This is a genomic window from Pasteuria penetrans, assembly GCF_900538055.1.
GTDB lineage: Bacteria > Bacillota > Bacilli > Thermoactinomycetales > Thermoactinomycetaceae > Pasteuria > Pasteuria penetrans.
Window position 1 is genome coordinate 409,290 of record NZ_UZAC03000001.1, and the last position, 17,682, is coordinate 426,971.

General features: G+C 48.1%; 13 protein-coding genes. 7 read left to right on the forward strand and 6 right to left on the reverse strand.

What is annotated here, in order from left to right:
* Window positions 1–860: 860 nt before the first annotated feature.
* The 6 genes from gyrA to PPRES148_RS01700 form a co-directional block, all read right to left on the reverse strand.
* Complete coding sequence (gyrA, locus tag PPRES148_RS01675) at window positions 861–3,317, reverse strand: DNA gyrase subunit A (RefSeq protein ID WP_149452938.1); 2,457 nt, start codon at window positions 3,315–3,317, stop codon at window positions 861–863.
* A gap of 42 nt (window positions 3,318–3,359) precedes the next feature.
* A complete protein-coding gene (gene gyrB / locus PPRES148_RS01680; protein ID WP_149452939.1) occupies window positions 3,360–5,327 on the reverse strand; it encodes a DNA topoisomerase (ATP-hydrolyzing) subunit B in 1,968 nt (655 codons plus the stop codon).
* The gene (recF, locus tag PPRES148_RS01685; RefSeq protein WP_187820362.1) at window positions 5,293–6,483 is read right to left on the reverse strand and encodes a DNA replication/repair protein RecF; all 1,191 of its coding nucleotides are present in this window, start codon (window positions 6,481–6,483) and stop codon (window positions 5,293–5,295) included. The genes gyrB and recF overlap by 35 nt, the downstream gene beginning before the upstream one ends.
* A gap of 48 nt (window positions 6,484–6,531) precedes the next feature.
* On the reverse strand, window positions 6,532–7,683 hold the full coding sequence (gene dnaN / locus PPRES148_RS01690; RefSeq protein ID WP_187820363.1) for a DNA polymerase III subunit beta: 1,152 nt from the start codon (window positions 7,681–7,683) through the stop codon (window positions 6,532–6,534).
* A gap of 2,315 nt (window positions 7,684–9,998) precedes the next feature.
* The gene (gene dnaA / locus PPRES148_RS01695; protein ID WP_149452942.1) at window positions 9,999–11,600 is read right to left on the reverse strand and encodes a chromosomal replication initiator protein DnaA; all 1,602 of its coding nucleotides are present in this window, start codon (window positions 11,598–11,600) and stop codon (window positions 9,999–10,001) included.
* Between the two features lie 760 nt (window positions 11,601–12,360).
* Window positions 12,361–13,311, reverse strand: coding sequence for a TIGR01777 family oxidoreductase (locus PPRES148_RS01700; RefSeq protein WP_149452943.1), 951 nt, complete (start codon window positions 13,309–13,311; stop codon window positions 12,361–12,363).
* A gap of 365 nt (window positions 13,312–13,676) precedes the next feature.
* Here PPRES148_RS01700 and rpmH point away from each other — a divergent pair, with 365 nt between their 5' ends.
* The 7 genes from rpmH to rpoZ all read left to right on the forward strand — a co-directional run bounded on the left by rpmH (window position 13,677) and on the right by rpoZ (window position 17,527).
* The gene (gene rpmH, locus PPRES148_RS01705) at window positions 13,677–13,823 is read left to right on the forward strand and encodes a 50S ribosomal protein L34 (RefSeq protein ID WP_149452944.1); all 147 of its coding nucleotides are present in this window, start codon (window positions 13,677–13,679) and stop codon (window positions 13,821–13,823) included.
* Window positions 13,824–13,901: 78 nt separating this feature from the next.
* Window positions 13,902–14,336 carry a ribonuclease P protein component gene (rnpA, locus tag PPRES148_RS01710; RefSeq protein WP_187820364.1) on the forward strand — a complete coding sequence of 145 codons (435 nt, stop codon included), beginning with the start codon at window positions 13,902–13,904 and terminating at the stop codon, window positions 14,334–14,336.
* Between the two features lie 18 nt (window positions 14,337–14,354).
* The gene (gene yidD / locus PPRES148_RS01715) at window positions 14,355–14,585 is read left to right on the forward strand and encodes a membrane protein insertion efficiency factor YidD (RefSeq protein ID WP_425468233.1); all 231 of its coding nucleotides are present in this window, start codon (window positions 14,355–14,357) and stop codon (window positions 14,583–14,585) included.
* 141 nt (window positions 14,586–14,726) lie between these two features.
* Window positions 14,727–14,852: a hypothetical protein gene (locus PPRES148_RS12735; RefSeq protein WP_281289888.1), complete on the forward strand. Its 126-nt coding sequence runs from the start codon at window positions 14,727–14,729 to the stop codon at window positions 14,850–14,852.
* Window positions 14,853–15,919: 1,067 nt separating this feature from the next.
* A complete protein-coding gene (locus tag PPRES148_RS12740; RefSeq protein ID WP_281289889.1) occupies window positions 15,920–16,042 on the forward strand; it encodes a hypothetical protein in 123 nt (40 codons plus the stop codon).
* A gap of 96 nt (window positions 16,043–16,138) precedes the next feature.
* The gene (gene gmk / locus PPRES148_RS01720) at window positions 16,139–16,744 is read left to right on the forward strand and encodes a guanylate kinase (RefSeq protein WP_149452946.1); all 606 of its coding nucleotides are present in this window, start codon (window positions 16,139–16,141) and stop codon (window positions 16,742–16,744) included.
* 12 nt (window positions 16,745–16,756) lie between these two features.
* Window positions 16,757–17,527: a DNA-directed RNA polymerase subunit omega gene (rpoZ, locus tag PPRES148_RS13135; RefSeq protein WP_149452947.1), complete on the forward strand. Its 771-nt coding sequence runs from the start codon at window positions 16,757–16,759 to the stop codon at window positions 17,525–17,527.
* The last annotated feature ends 155 nt before the right edge of the window (window positions 17,528–17,682 follow it).

Here is a 17,682-nt window from a genome sequence, read left to right on the forward strand (position 1 = left end):
CAGATCGCCAAGATGAAAATACATGGTAAGACAAGGGTGACACGGACCATGATGGCAAAAGGGTAAGCTTATCATTGATCCCAGGTCGTCCGTTATCCTCTACTGGAATAAGGACCCCCTTTGTACGATTCAGAGGGGGCCTATTGTACTTCCCATTTCCTTACGATTCCACCCCGTCGATCCCTAGATCTGATGCTACTGGACTCACCGCAATCATTTTTCTAACTTTCTTAGAAATTGTATACTAACGTACCAAGCGGCAATTCAGCTCTCCCATCCCACGCTACGAGGGTTTCTACTGCGAAAAGGTAAGTAGTAGACCCAGAACCCTACGACTGAGCCCCTTTCAGGACCGCACACCATACAATAGTGCTCTATACAGGACCCAAAATCATCCCCCTCCATTAGAGGGTTCAGTGAACGAACAATCCTGGGGGTGGGTAGGCTTTGGTGAACATAACAAAAATATGGACCTACAACTAACTTCCATTTAATATCTTGGTCCTATTCCCCTATCCAGACAATCAACCGTCCCTAAGTTATGCTGGAGATCGGTACCCTAGGGTCCTTATCCAGGATCGGATTTTGTTCACCATGATGATCATAAGTGATGGTTGTTCTTTAGAATACCCAGTAGTATAGAATCCAGATCTGGTAGATACGGATCCGTATACTGATCTCCCCTGTCTTCGCAGGGGTCATGGCACCTATGGATGAATTGGAATGCAAGAGTAGGAAACTAAGAAAGCGTCACAGGGCCGGGGAAATAATGTACCGCCCAGGGGCAGGGCTAGATGTGAAGTATTTCATCGTGATAAACCCGAAACAAAAGGATTCGATCCGCCCCCAAATTCCCCCATTTATACTAATGGTGCATCCATATCGGCAATACCACCATCCCCTAAACGAATCTGCGCTACCGTAGCCACGCTCTCGTCCGCCTTAAGATTGATAAGCTTAACCCCCTGCGCATAGCGTCCAAGGATAGACACATCGGAACAATCCAAACGTATCACCGTACCCGAATGGGTGACAATCATAAATTCCTCATCCTTAGACACTACCTTATAACCCACCACATCCCCCTTCTTCTCTGTAATACTGAGGGTCTTGATCCCCTTTCCACCCCTAGACTGCAAACGATAATCCACTAAGGGAGTACGCTTTCCATAACCATGTTTGGTCACAATCAACACGTGCTTATCGGCGGATACTAAATCCATATCAATGATTACGTCATCCTCCGACAAATTGATCCCCTTCACGCCTGTAGCGGAGCGTCCCATCGAGCGTACCTCTTGCTCGTGGAAACGAATAGACATACCAAGACGGGTACCTAAAATAATCTCTTGTTCCCCATCCGTACGCCGTACGCCTACGAGCTCATCACCGGAACGGAGATTGATGGCAAACAAGCCATTACGACGGATATTTTCAAACTCCGATAGCGGCGTTTTTTTAACAAGACCATACCGGGTAGCGAAAAACAAGTATTCCTGACTTGATGTATCGCCTACGGGAATGACCGCATGTACCCGCTCCTCCTGATCGATATGCACCAAATTACTCATGGCCACGCCACGTGCTGCTCTTCCTAGGCCAGGAACCTCATAGGCTTTCATGCGATACACCTTGCCTTTGTTGGTAAACACAAGCAAGTAGTGATGGGAATGGGTAACGAAGAGGTCCTGCACGAAATCATCGTCACGGGTACCAATCCCAGCAATACCCTTCCCACCGCGCTTCTGTGCCCGGTATGTAGAAAGTGGAACCCGCTTGATATAACCGCGATGGGACAGAGATATAACTACATTTTCCTCCGGTACGAGATCGGACTCAATGATCTCATCCTCCTCATTCACAATCAACGTACGCCGTTCATCACCATATTGATCCTTGATAGCGGTCAACTCATCCCGCACAACCGCACGTACCTTGGCCTCATCGGCGAGAAGAGACTCTAGATAGGAAATAGTTTTCAATAATTCCTCGTATTCAAGCTCAATTTTTTCACGTTCCAATCCAGTCAAACGCTGCAAGCGGAGATCAAGAATCGCTTGTGCCTGTCGCTCAGACAAGGAAAAACGCTCCATCAAACCGGTTCGCGCCTCAGCCGTTGTACGGGAAGCACGAATGAGTTTGATCACCTCATCGATGTTATCCAGGGCAACACGAAAACCCTCTAGAATATGCGCTCGTTCCTTAGCCTTACGGAGATCAAAAACCGTCCTACGCCTAATAACCTCCACTTGATGATCCAGATAATGCTGTAACATCAAACGTAAGTCAAGTACATGGGGCTCGCGTTCCACAAGTGCCAGCATATTAACACCAAAATTGGTCTGCATCGCTGTGAACTTAAATAACTGATTCAAAACAAGACGGGGTTTGGCCTCACGACGCAATTCAATGACAACACGCATTCCATTTCGATCCGACTCGTCTCGCAAATCGGAAATACCTTCAATCTTACGACTACGAACTAAATCCGCAATCTTTTCTACCAAACGAGCCTTATTTACCTGGTATGGCAATTCCTCCACAACAATCCTGGATCTACCACTCCCAGTTTCCTCAATGAGCGTCTTGGCACGAACCTTGATACTACCGCGACCCGTCCGGAAAGCATTGGCAATCCCCCCCTTACCAAGAATAATCCCACCAGTAGGAAAATCAGGTCCGCGTACTACCTTCATTAAGTCCTCCATGGTAAGATCAGAATCCTCCAGCAACATCAACGCACCCTCAATGATCTCTGTGAGATTATGCGGTGGGATATTGGTTGCCATTCCCACAGCAATACCAGAAGCACCATTGACTAGAAGATTAGGAAAACGCGCTGGCAAAACCATCGGTTCCAACTGTTGTCCATCATAGTTGGGTGTAAAATCCACCGTCTCCTTTTGTATATCACGTAGGAGCTCCGTTGCAATGGGTGCCATCCGTGCTTCCGTATAACGCATCGCCGCCGGTTCATCGCCATCGATAGATCCGAAGTTTCCATGACCATCTACTAATGGATAACGATAAGAAAAATCTTGCGCCATTCGGACCATGGCATCGTACACAGCACTCTCACCATGCGGATGGTACTGACCAGTTACATTGGCAACGGACCGGGCCGCCTTTCGATACGGCTTATCGGGCAATAAACCCATACCATGCAGAGTAAACAAAATACGGCGATGAACCGGCTTCAAGCCATCTCTCACATCGGGTAGAGCACGGCTCACAATAACACTCATTGCATAATCAAGAAAGGCTGTTTTCATTTCATGTCTGATATCGATCTCCTGCGTCCGGTTGGTATCCCCCACATTGATCACCCCAAAATCCTCAAGCCATACTTGTACATGCCCTTAAATATCCAAATTAGCCTCCTTGGCATGGGCACGAATGAAATCCCGCCTCGGCTCCACTCGGTCCCCCATCAACGTTTCGAAGATATCATCTACTTTCATGGCGTCCTCCAAGGAAACGCGGAGAAGAGACCTACTCTCAGGGTCCATTGTCGTCTCCCATAACTGTGTTGCATTCATTTCCCCCAAACCCTTGTACCGCTGAATCTCCACCTTATTCTTATCGGGAAACTCCTTTATGATCGAATCCTTCATCCGATCACTGTAGGCATAACGAACCGCACCACGATGGGAAATTTTGTATAAGGGGGGCTGAGCAATACAAATATGGCCTTTCTCGAGTAAGGGGCGCATGTAACGATAAAAGAAGGTGAGCAACAAGGTTCGAATGTGCGAACCATCCACATCCGCATCTGTCATAATAATCACCTTATGATAACGAACTTTTTCGATCTGCAAATCATCCGCAATCCCTGTTCCAAGAGCAGTAATTACGGTACGGATCTCCTCATTGGAGAGAGCCTTATCCAAACGGGCCTTCTCTACATTTATGATTTTCCCTTTCAGGGGCAAAATGGCCTGAAACATTCGATCACGCCCCTGCTTCGCCGTACCACCCGCGGAAGTACCCTCGACTATGAACAACTCACTATCCGACGCACTTCTGGATGTGCAATCCGCCAACTTTCCCGGTAGAGAACTCACCTCCAACGCATTTTTACGCCTTGTCAGCTCACGTACCTTACGAGCTGCTTCCCGTGCCCGTGCTGCCAACACGGACTTCTGAATAATTTTTTTGGCAATGGAGGGATGTTCTTCCAACTGAATCTGGAATTGCTCTGCAAAAATCTGCTCCACTGCGGAGCGAACCTCACTGTTTCCCAACTTCGTCTTTGTTTGCCCCTCGAACTGTGGGTCGGTGATTCGGACGCTAACAATAGCCGTCAATCCCTCACGCACATCATCCCCTACTAGATTACTATCATTCTCTTTCAACAAGTTATTCCTACGGGCATAGTCATTGATCACCCTTGTGAGCGCGGACTTGAACCCCGCCTCATGGGTTCCCCCCTCATGGGTGTGAATGTTATTTGCGTAAGAATATATATTAGAAGTATATGAATCATTATACTGAATGGATATATCCACAAATATACCATCCTTCTCCCCTACAGTTCGAATCGGCGGATCATGAAGTGCTTCGCGATTACGATTCAAATAGGTGACAAAGGACTGCAATCCGCCCGCAAAGGAATAAACGACGGAGAAGGGCTTGCCATCCTCTATTTCCCGTTCATTGGTGAGGGTAACAGAAATACCGGGATTAAGAAAGGCGAGCTCCCTCAAACGATTTTGCAAAACATCACGATCGAAATCAGTGACCTCGGTAAATATCACTGGATCCGGCTTGAAGGTAACTTTTGTCCCAGTTGTATCAGACTCACCCACCTCGAGAAGATCCCCCTGAGGCATGCCCTGTTTGTAATCTTGACGATAACATTTCCCCTCGCGCTGTATTTCCACAACCAATGTTTCTGACAAAGCATTGACTACGGAAACACCCACACCGTGGAGTCCACCCGAATAACGGTAACCCTCACCATCAAATTTCCCCCCAGCGTGTAGAACGGTCATAACCACCTCGACCGCAGGTCGTCCGATTTTGGGATGAATACCTACTGGAATCCCGCGACCGTTGTCCGTTACGGTTATACTGCCATCAACATGCATGATGACAACAATTTGGTCACAATGGCCCGCTAGGGCCTCATCCATACTGTTATCAACAACCTCCCAAACCAGATGGTGTAAACCACGACTGGACGTGGAGCCAATGTACATACCCGGGCGTCGCCGAACTGCTTCCAAACCCTCTAAAACCTGAATTTGTGACTCATCGTATTTCTTACCCTTTGATTCTGGTGACAAATTTTCATCCCTCACTTCCGACAGTACGACGCTGTACATTGCCCGCCAAGACCTCAAATACACAGGCATTCGATCCCATATGATGATCGATCTTCAACGGTGAGGCGGATGTAACAAATGTCTGTACACGTCCACGAACCCACTCCATCAAGTATTCTTTCCGGAAAGTGTCCAGTTCAGAAAAACAGTCGTCCAACAACAGAAGGGGAGAATGCCCAGCCACCTCACCTAAACAAGCCAACTCCGCAAGTTTGACAGCCAACACAACCGTTCTCTTTTGTCCTTGGGAGCCAAATTTACAGAGCTCCCTTCCATCAACAAAAAAAGCCATCTCGTCACGATGGGGTCCCCATAATGTCAAACCAAGACGCCGTTCCCTCATTTGCAAGGAACGGGAAACCCGGCTTCTATCAAGGGGCAACCAGGTTGCTTGCGATAGTATATCCCCCGAATTCTGAAAAGGGAAGGAAGGAAAATATTGAATTGACAACCGTTCAGCGGCTCCTGTGAGTGAACTATGAATTTCCAATGCATGTGCAACTAAACGACGCACCCACTGCCAACGATAGCGCCAAACCTTTTCTGCACTCAGCCACAAATGCTCATCAAAGGTCTCCAGAACCCTGGCATCCGTTCCCGCCACTCTGCATCCCTTTTCCCTTATATGCTTAAGACATTGATTGCGGTGCAGCAGAAGTCGTTGGTATTCGCGCAAAGATTGCAAGTAGGGAGGAAGAACCTGACTAACAGCATGATCCAAAAAACGTCGCCTCATCGCAGGGGATCCTTCGATCAAAGCAAGATCAGCCGGGGAAAAAACAACAACCGGAGCGACACCGATATAATCACTAAGACTCTTCCGGGTCACACCATCCCGCATGAGAATCCTCCGACCGCGGGAGAGCCTAATCTCCAAGCAAATGCGGCGGCCACTTTGGAGCCGAATGAAGGATCGCAGAAAGGCCTCTGATTTCCCAAAACAAATCAAATCACGATATGAATGCGTCCGGAAAGCACGGCCCATAGAAAGTATATACAAAGATTCCAAAAGATTTGTCTTTCCCTGGGCATTCATACCATAGAATAAAGAAAACATTCCAAAACCGGATAGTGCCGTTGATCCGAGATTCCGGTACTGCCGCAGCTCTAAACCCTCTACCCGCACCCTACTGCCGCCCTCCACCTGTCTCCACAACAGGAGCCTTCCTTTTTCCTACCCATCCTAATCTTTCCCATTCATCTTCTAAACTTCGGTCCTCACGGGAACCACCAATTGCATTGCGGTCTGTATACCTGGTACTTGGATACGGCAAGGCCTTTGCGGACCTGGTAACAACATCTCCACTTCATCCGCCCCGCTGAACGCCTCAAGGGAATCTACCAGATAAGTTGCATTGAATGCAAGTGTCATTGGTTCACCCTCCACCGTTGCTGGTAGGGACTCTGCAACACTTCCCACGCCCGCAGCAATCGCGGCCACGGAGATCCGATCATTCTCCACTACCAACTGAATCAAACGATCGGGGTGATCACGGCTAATGAGCGAAGCTCTCCCCACCGCACCAAGAAAATTAGCAAGCGGTAGACGAACACGAACAGGTGCCTCTTGTGGAATTACCTTACTGATATCGGGATAAGCCCCCCCCAACAGACGCGTGGCAAACCACCATTCCCCTGTGGACACAACCCAATGGCCTTCCACTACCTGACAGGAAACCTCATCCGCATCATCCATAATTTTTAACAATTCATGAACGCTATGCCCGGGAATGACTATATCCTCGGGATGAACATTTTTTGGATTAGAAATCGGGGTTTGCCACTTTGATAACCGAAAAGTATCAGTAGCTATGGCTGTGAGCAGATCAGCATGGCAACCAAGGCAAACCCCAGTCAACACACCTCGCGCCTCCGTGATAGAAGCTGCAAATACAGTATTCTTTAACATGGATTTCAGATCGGAAGCCTGCATAGAGAAACCTGTACTTGCAGCCGAGATAGCCAACCGGGGATATTCAAGGGGATCAAAACCGTGCAATTGAAAATGAGATGATCCTATCCGAAAATCCACTTCAAAATTACCCATAACCTCGATGGAAACTTCCCCTTCGGGAATCTTACGCATGATATCACTCAAAATCCGTCCCGGCAACACCGCTTGACCCTCTTGTTCCACAACAACTTGGCGGAGATTCTTTATGCTTTCAGGACTGTCCTGCATGGAACAGGCGGTACGAATTCTCACATCGGCATTGCTTCCAGTGAAATGAACCTGATCCTCAACAGCTTCTACCCAAATCCCCCCTAAGACGGGTAAAGGGGAGCGGGGCGTAATAGCTCGTGATACCAATTGAATAACCCGACGCAAAACTGCGCGGCCCATACGAATTTTCACATTACAGGCCCCCCTGGGAAGATCATACCAGTTGATCACCAAAATTCTTATTTCACCGATTATTGTAACGTTAACCCGCGATACATACCAGTCTACACGAAACCAACGCGAAAAACATCCTACGCATCCCATTTACAATTCCATCCCTTTTGGAGAATGGAACCCCGGTTCTTTTTCGTCTACGTGGAACATAAAGTGTCAGTTGAATCAGGATGAGCGTCCCCTCCGCACAGCAATATGCTTTATTGTAGCGGGTACGGGCTCGCTTGCATAGTCAGGATAACAGAAAAGATTTGCTGGGAATAGCTTTGCATTTTGAACATTCACTTCAGGATTCGGACTTGTCCCCGCGCGCGCGCGCGATTTTTTTAGTTCTTACTTCTTTATTTATTTACCGTCGTAGTAGTAGTAGGGGGGCAATAAAATTGTTGATAACTCGGGAATACCCTGTATTACAAGGGTTTTGTAGTAATAAATCGTGTGGATAACTTGTGGATAACCTGTTAATAATCTGTGGATAACTTGTGGATAACTGAAGGGGTAGGGTTGGCGTTGCCGCCCCTTTGTGGATAAGTCTGTGGATAACTTGTGGATAACTGAAGGGGTAGGGTTGGCGTTGCCGCCCCTTTGTGGATAAGTCTGTGGATAACTTGTGGATAACTGAAGGGATAGGGTTGGCGCCGCTGCCCCCCTGTGGATAAGTCTGTGGATAACTTGTGGATAACTGAAGGGATAGGGTTGGCGCCGCTGCCCCCCTGTGGATAAGTCTGTGGATAACTTGTGGATAACTGAAGGGATAGGGTTGGCGCCGCTGCCCCCTTGTGGATAAGTCTGTGGATAACTTGTGGATAACTGAAGGGATAGGGTTGGCGCCGCTGCCCCCTTGTGGATAAGTCTGTGGATAACTTGTGGATAACTGAAGGGATAGGGTTGGCGCCGCTGCCCCCTTGTGGATGAGTCTGTGGATAACTTGTGGATAACTGAAGGGATAGGGTTGGCGCTGCCGCCCCCTTGTGGATAAGTCTGTGGATAACTTGTGGATAACTGAAGGGGTAGGGCTGGCGCCGCTGCCCCCCTGTGGATAAGTCTGTGGATAACTTGTGGATAACTGAAGGGGTAAGGTTGGCGTTGCCGCCCCCCTGTGGATAAGTCTGTGGATAACTTGTGGATAACTGAAGGGATAGGGTTGGCGCTGCCGCCCTCCTGTGGATAACTTGTGGATAACTGAAGGGGTAGGGTTGGCGTTGCCGCCCTCTTGTGGATAAGTCTGTGGATAACTTGTGGATAACTGAAGGGGTAGGGTTGGCGCTGCCGCCCCCTTGTGGATAAGTCTGTGGATAACTTGTGGATAACTGAAGGGGTAGGGTTGGCGCTGCCGCCCCCTTGTGGATAAGTCTGTGGATAACTTGTGGATAACTGAAGGGATAGGGTTGGCGCTGCCGCCCTCCTGTGGATAAGTCTGTGGATAACTTGTGGATAACTGAAGGGGTAGGGCTGGCGCTGCCGCCCTCCTGTGGATGAGTCTGTGGATAACTTGTGGATAACTGAAGGGGTAGGGTTGGCGCTGCCGCCCCCTTGTGGATAAGTCTGTGGATAACTTGTGGATAACTGAAGGGGTAGGGTTGGCGCCGCTGCCCCCCTGTGGATAAGTCTGTGGATAACTGAAGGGATAGGGTTGGCGCCGCTGCCCCCTTGTGGATGAGTCTGTGGATAACTTGTGGATAACTGAAGGGATAGGGTTGGCGCCGCTGCCCCCCTGTGGATAAGTCTGTGGATAACTTGTGGATAACTGAAGGGATAGGGTTGGCGCCGCTGCCCCCCTGTGGATGAGTCTGTGGATAACTGAAGGGATAGGGTTGGCGCCGCTGCCCCCCTGTGGATGAGTCTGTGGATAACTTGTGGATAACTGAAGGGATAGGGTTGGCGCCGCTGCCCCCTTGTGGATAAGTCTGTGGATAACTTGTGGATAACTGAAGGGATAGGGTTGGCGCTGCCGCCCACCTGTGGATAACTTGTGGATAACTGAAGGGGTAGGGTTGGCGCCGCTGCCCCCCTGTGAATAAGTCTGTGGATAACTTGTGGATAACTGAAGGGGTAGGGTTGGCGCCGCTGCCCCCCTGTGAATAAGTCTGTGGATAACTTGTGGATAACTGAAGGGGTAGGGTTGGCCGCTGCTGCCCCCTTTCGAATGAGTCTGTGGATAAGTAGGTTGGTAACCCATGGGCAAGTTGTTCCTTGTATCGTGCTCGGGGTTAGTTTTCACATTGCATATTTCCTGTGCTGAGGACAAAAAAAAAATACCCGCCGTGGGGTATCTAGTTGTTGTGTTGTGTGATTTTCTGCGAAAAACTTTGTATGATGCGTTGGAGCTGGCTATCCCCTTGGAGCATTTTGGAAATTTTTTCATGAGCGTGGACAACAGTGGCGTGGTTTCTGCCACCGAAGGCATGGCCAATTTGTAGCAAGGAATGGTCAGTCAGCTCCCTTGCCAGGTACATGGCGATTTGACGGGGAACGCTGATGGGCTTAGCACGTGATTTCCCGGTGAGATCGTTTATGTTGAGGCTGTAGTAGTTACAGACTGTTTTCTGGATTGTCGATAAGCTCAGGGATGATCTTGAGGGTTCGTTGTAGCATTTGCTCAAATGTTTATTTACTGACTGGATTGTCACGGGTGTTCCTTCAAGATGGGATCGGGCTACGACGCTGATCCAAACCCCTTCTAGTTCACGGATGTTGTTGTCAACTCGCTCGGCAATGTATTCAAGAATGTTATCTTCCACTGAGACCTTTTCTATCTCTGCCTTACGGCGGAGGATGGCCAATCGTGTTTCGTAATCGGGGGGTTCGATATCTACCAGCAAACCAGAGGCAAAACGCGAGCGGAGCCTGGCTTCCAGGGCGGAAATGGCATGGGGACGCCGGTCCGTAGAGAGAACAATTTGTTTGTTGGCACTGTGGAGGGCATTGAAGGTATGGAAGAATTCCTCCTGTGTTTGTTCCTTCCGTCCTAGAAACTGGACATCATCAACCAGTAGGATATCAACATTGCGATAACGGTCCCGAAACTCGCTAGTACGTTCCTTTTGCATTAGGGTGGAAATGAAATGATTGGTGAAGTCCTCTGACGATATGTAAACTATTCTATACTGTGCTTCCTCTTTACTCAGTATGTGTTGCGCCAAGGCGTGCATGAGATGGGTTTTACCCAGACCCACACCACCACAGAGTACTAGAGGATTATAACCACCTGCAGGCGACTCAGCTACTTTACAGGTGGCAGCATAGGCAAGTTCGTTTGTTTTTCCTACGATAAAGGTGGAGAAGTTGTAATTGGGATTGAATTGGAATGACTGGTCTTTCCCTAGAAAATTTCCTCCCCTGTTTCCCGGTATGTTTTTCTGGCCACTCGTACTTGGGGGGGGTTGTTCCGAAATCCCCTCCCTTCTCCTAACAGTTGGATCTTCTTTTCGGGGTAAAGGGGTATTTTTGTTTTCCCCTGTCCAGTCTGTTCCGGCTCTCTCCAGGTAGGTAGGCGCAATTCCCCCGGCAGAAAAGTCGTCCAATAGCTGAGTTTTTGTTACCCCCTCCTTTGGTAAGGGGTGGATTAGGGTACCCTGCAGAGTCTTCCCCGTCGAACCCGCTACGGGAGGAAATTCAACGAGTATCTTGCAATGACTAGAGGTAACGAACTGGAAGGTTTTTTCTGCTATGGCAATCCCTTCTTCGATTTGTCGTTTGTCATAATGGAGGGATTCCTGGGGCATTTTCATTAAGATTGTATCATTGTGCCGCCCGGTGATATTGGATTTTTGAAAAAGAATCCAAATTGTATCAGGAATGTGTTTTTTCACCCGTTTCAGTGTACGGTTCCACAGTTCCTGAAGATCCCAGTCCTTATACCTATTGGGGAGCACTTTACACCCTCCTTATACGAACTTGGGAAATGAATATTTTAATAAAAATTGATTATAATAATCTTGCACATTATCATCCTATCCATGATTCCCCCATTCCTTGTTGGATGGGGAAGGAATTCAGACTATCTTTCTGCAGAACCGGGCTATCTCACGGGATTAGTGGGGGTTTCGCCGTATTTGTGTTTTTTCCCGATCGTCCATTCCGCACAAACCTCCATTGGAAAGGGACGACCTGTCGCTTTTGCAAGAATAGCGTATCAAAAAGTTTCTCCAGACTCAATTCACCCCCCGAGGGAACAAAAAAGATGGAAAACTACAATGTTCCATCCTAGGATGTGTATACAAGGGTGTTGCAAATGGTAGTGGTTCGGCTCCTGGTGGAAATCCATTGGGAATGATCCAGCAAATTTTGTCGGTATATCCCAGATTGGCTTTTCCACAGGGCTACGGATTATGAAGCCCATGCGAGGGAGTTGGTATTCCCGTAGTTTTCCGTTTTTCTACTGTGGTAACTATTGTGGAGAAAATGGTTTTCTGTGATTTATTTTGGTGGTTGTTGCGGATGACAGGCGAGCAATGGATGATAACGATCACAGTTCCCTTTGTAGAAGGAGCTTAGGGATATTGGCCTTATGGTAGTGGGGTTTTGGTAATGATTACCTTTCTGCCATCGTCCCTCGATCAACCAGGTATGCGGCAGTAGAGGGGATTTTCTACGTTCCAGGTACGCCTTTGGTGGAAATCCCCCTCTATTGGACTAAAGTCGTTTGGCAAGGATCTCGGATAGGGCATTGTGGAGTTTGGGAAAACGAAAACGGTAATTGCGGTTCTGGAGTACTTTAGGGAGAATGGTTCCCCCTTTTAGGAGTACCCCGGCCATTTCACCCAATACTAATTGCATAGCTATAGCAGGCGTAGGCACAACGGACGGTCGTTGCATGATTTTTGCTAGTTTTTCAGCAAAAACAAGTTGTGGGCAACTATCGGGAGATACGATATTTACGGGTCCCTGGATATCTTTGTGTCGAATGAGGAACTCCACAATATCGGGGATCTCTGATAGGGACCACCAATTTATGATTTGTTTTCCAGTTCCCATGCGTCCCCCCAAACCGCAACGGAAGAGAGGAAGCATTCTCCGTAAGGCACCACCCTTTGTACTTAAAATGACGCCAAATCGTAACCAGACCGTGCGTATTCCCGCTTCCATAGCTGGCTTCGTGGCCGTCTCCCAGTCCCTTACCACCCGGGAGAGAAAATCATCATTGTCCCCGGCGGGAGGTGGGGAGGATTCGGTATAGATGTCCGTGTTTTTCCCCGTGCCGTAATATCCAATAGCGGAAGCGGACAACCATACGGAGGGCGGTCGTTGTAGTTTGCATAATGTATTGGCTAATAGGTTTGTTCCTTTCCAACGGCTCCGATGGATTTTTTCTTTCTGAGCTGTTGTCCAGCGGTGTGCTCCGATGTTTTCCCCTGCCAAATGAATCAGTACGTCGCATCCTTCCAAATCCTCCGGATTTAGCTGCTCTTTTTCGGGATCCCAGGGAATCCCATATTCCCTTCCCTTTGAACAGCGTACGATGGGAATCATCGTATGACCATGGTTTTTGCCGTGGGACATCAATTCAGTACCTACCAGGCCTGTAGATCCGGTGATTGCGATTCGTAAGGGTTTCTGTGAATCCTTCCCCCTATTTATAATCATCCATTTCTTCCTCCCTCCGCTTGTTTTCCCTAGTTGCAGAAATTGAATTGTTTCTGTAAGCGTATGATACGCAGATTTTCTTGTGGGTTGCTTTCAGTGTATCATGGTGTTATGGGTTGGACGTGGGTGGATTCGGACTGAGTACAGGGGTTATTTTGTAGTTCTGTGGTTCTATGGATCTATATTGTTTTATGAGTGATTTTGTATCCATTGACTTTTCGTCCTAGAGTCGCTATAATACCGTGTGCCTTTGGTTTGTGGATCGGCCGTTGTAAGTGAAGTGTCCCTTCTTTTCCCTATGTGTTGGGGTCCGTGATTTTTTATTGAGGTTTTGATTAGGAATTTAGGAAGGGGGTGACGTAGCAGTGAAACGGACGTATCAGCCCTCGCGGATTAAGCGAAGTAGAAAACATGGTTTTCGCGCCCGCATGGCTACTGTTGGTGGGCGTTGTGTGTTGCAGGCGCGTCGTCGCAAGGGGAGGAAAACACTTACAGTTCGTAAGACTGGGTAGATTTTTTCGTTCTTCGCGTTTTCCCCTGTTGTGTGATTGCGGCGGGAGGATATGCCCTTTGGGGAGTTTGATTATCGAATGAGGCGAGAAAATCGTTTGCGTAAGGGTCGCGAATTTAGAAGGGTGTTCCGATTGGGTTCGTCGATGGTCGGGCGCGCTTTCGTGGTCGTGGTTCACAGGCGCCACGATCCAAATGTTGTGGTACCGCGTATAGGTGTTTCTATCAAGCGCAAGATTGGTAAGGCTGTGGTACGAAATCGTATAAAGAGGTTGGTTAGGGAGGCGGTACGTGCGCAGTTGCCGGACCTGAGGGATCGTTTGGATGTAGTGATTATAGCGCGTAGTGCTGCGACCTCTCTCTCCTATGCCGAGGTTTGTGGGCACTTACAGAATTTATTTCGGCGGGGTCGTTGTTTCAGAGGGTCTGTTGCTTCCAAGCCATGGATTTCTTTGTCTACCCCTACTCCATCGCGACAGCGCCGGCGGTTGGTGGTGGATAAAAATTGTCATTGATGGGATGTTGGTGCATTGATGACGACGTGGGGGATGGGAATGCGGGCGATTTTGTTGAGCTTGTTGTGGGTGTATCAGTACGGTATCTCCCCTTTGTTTCCTCCCCGGTGTCGTTTTTTCCCCACCTGTTCGGCTTATGCTAGGGAGGCAATCATTCGCTATGGTGCCTGGTGGGGAATGTGGTTGGCGGTTAGACGGCTGTTGCGGTGTCACCCTCTTTGCCAGGGTGGTGTGGACGAGGTCCCCTAATACGTGTGCGGCGTGTGTGTTTTTTGAGAAGTCGTAGGAGGGAAAAGAGGAGGGTTTGTTTGGTCCTTCGAAATCGGTTGGTAGATAAGCGGGTTTTGGATGAGCTAGCGTTGCTGAACTAAGGATTGGCTAGGAGAAGAAGTGGGTCTTGCCCTTGTTAGGTTCGGGGATCGGCAAGGGCGAATTGCTGCATTGGTGTCGGTTATGCATGATCGTGAGGGTAACTTGGGGGATGCTTTGCCCATGCGAGGGGGTAATGTTGCTTGATCCGTTCTCAAGTGCCCGAGAGCCTTTGAGATGGGATGATGGGGAATGTTGTCGAAGGGGCCTATTCTATAATCGGGGTGAGGGTGGCTGGCGGCGGCGGGATATATTTTTAGTCTAAATAAATAGAGTTTATAAAATATTTTATACATAATGATAATTTTTGTTCATGCTGGTTGTTTCTGTATCCATGGTAAGGATGTTACTCCTTCCGGTTTTGTGGTTGGGGTAAGAAGATATTGAAGATTTTATTATGGGGCATTGTAGCAGAAGAAGGGTTAATGTCCTAATTTTTTTTCTTAATAACTATCAAACTGGGGGACTATGATCCTCAATTTTACAGTCATCGGATAGGTGCTCCCCAACAAGCATCTTATTCGTTTTCTAATACGTCATCGCCCACCCGATTTCTATAAAAAAATCCATGCTAAAGAGTTACCGTTCATCTACCTGCTATGAACAGCGGAGACCCGTTTTCCCAACGGTGCTACTGTAGGGGTACTATCCAAATTTTTATAATATTTATATAAAAATACATATTATAAAAATATTTTTATTATGAAATGGGTATACAAACAGTCTATGCAAGTGTTTCGGTCATAAGCAAGTTTATGGATAAAAATTACCACTTTCCCCAAAAGCACATGTGGAATTTCATTGCTATCGGTCCTTTTTATTGGGCACTCCATCGAGGTGGGATCATGGTAGTTAATTCCTGATTTCGCTTCTTTTTGCGTATGCCCAATGAACCAACATGTAATGATCTTTAGGGGTTCACTGTAGACCTTGTCCACTGCATTGGCACTATATATCAGCAAATATTGTATCAAATCAATTCATTATTTCATTTTTTTATGATTTATGTATGAAAAATAATGTTATATAGGCAACATTTCTGGGGCGGGGATGATACTGATCAAGGTTCGCCTTTCACTTCCCTGTTCCTTTGTGGGTTCGTTGCTTCCCTGGGGAAAACAATCTACAATATCTTGCAAGGGGATTGTTTTTTCCCTTTGGGTGAACGTCACAGGAAGAATTTGGAGTAAACGGGCTTCATGTAATGGAGTGGGGTGCGAGGACGCGGAGTTTTGTTGTTCATGCGCCAGCGGAGTTTTGTTGTTTACGCACCAATGGATGATTTTCACTTTGATTCCGTTGTGGAATGTATGGGTAAGAGGGAACCCAGGCAGTGATCATTATAAACATAGTACTCCTAGTGGGTTTTTCGTACTATATCTAGTAACTGTGGTATGCCGGTGTGCGTTCGGGGGAGAGATGGTGAATAGGAGATGAAGGTCATCTACCGCCGGGAAGGTATTTTGTTTGTTCTCTCCGGTCCGTCCGGAGTGGGTAAGGGTACCGTACGGGCTGCGATGCGTGATGTGCTTCCTGATTTGATTTATTCTATCTCGGTAACCACACGTAAGCCGCGGGCAAATGAGCGGGATGGGGTGGAGTATTTCTTCACCACACGTGAAGCTTTTCAGGTTATGGTAAGGGAAGATGATTTGATCGAATGGGTGGAGTATGCTGATAATCTTTACGGTACACCCCGTGGCTTTGTGGAAAAAACGCTAAAATCGGGACAAGATGTTTTACTTGAAATTGACGTGCAAGGGGCAGATCGAGTTCGGCGCTCTTTCGACGGGGGGGTTTTTATTTTTCTTGTTCCCCCGGATTGGAGGACGTTGCAGGAGCGTATGATGAAGCGGGGCACGGAGACGGAAATGTCCATGATGCTACGGTTGGGTGTTTCCTACGATGAGTGTAAGCACCTAGAAGCGTATGATTATGTTGTGGTCAATGACCAGGTATCGAAAGCTTGTGAGTGCATTTGTGCCATTTGCATGGCGGAGAGGTGCCGACGCAATCGGGTGATCATGTTGGAGGAATAAGGAGTAGCAGCCATGTTGTATCCATCCATTGATTTACTTATGCATAGAGTAGAGAGCAAGTATCTATTGGTTATTTTGGTATCGAGACGTGCTCGTGAGTTGTTGAATGGAAAAAAATCCAAACTCCCCTTTCAGGGGAACAAGTATGTAGGTTTGTCTCTGGAAGAGGTAGCGGCTGGTTTGTTGACAGCATCGCCCTCCTCGCATCCTGTAGTGGATCCGCTTGCGAACGTAACCAATACGCATAGGGAACCGGTTGAAGGGGGGGGGAATGAGGCTGCATCGGGGGCTCCCAGGGCGAAAACAGGACCCCCGGTGGATGGTTCCCAACGGGAGGAAGGCAGGTCCTCAGCCGATTTTGGGATAGAGATAGCGGGTAGGGATGTCAAGAAAGCAGTGGTTGAGGAAGATACAGAAGAAACAGGGTTGAAGGATGCCAGTTCCAGGGTTAAGAATGGGGTCCAATCAAAATCTAAGAGGGGGGTGGTGGTAGGCGAAAAAGGGGTTGGAACGGAACCATTAGATGACACCGTAGGGGAGGCTCCTGGGAGAGGATCCAGTGGGGAAGAGAATGAGGAAATCATAGCAGATAAGAAGTCCAGATCTACAAAAAAAACGAAAAAGGAAACCAAGGCAACGGGGAATCAGCCTATGCAGAACAAGGGAGCAGAGGTCAAGGCTGTTGGGAAGGAGACGATGGTGGAGGGGATAACAGGAACAAAGCGCGTCAAGGAGGTAGTTGAAGAGGAAAGGGAAGAGGACCCCCGTGAAGGTGAACCATAGGGAAACAGGGGGGTAAGGCAGGGATAGCGTTACTGGGATGGTTGGGATTTTCCGCTTTCCTTTTGTTGATAGGGCAGGTGGCGTGTGTGGGTTATGGGTTTCATTTTTGTTTTACACACAACCGGTTTTCTACTACGGGTAATCCAGTTGTTCCC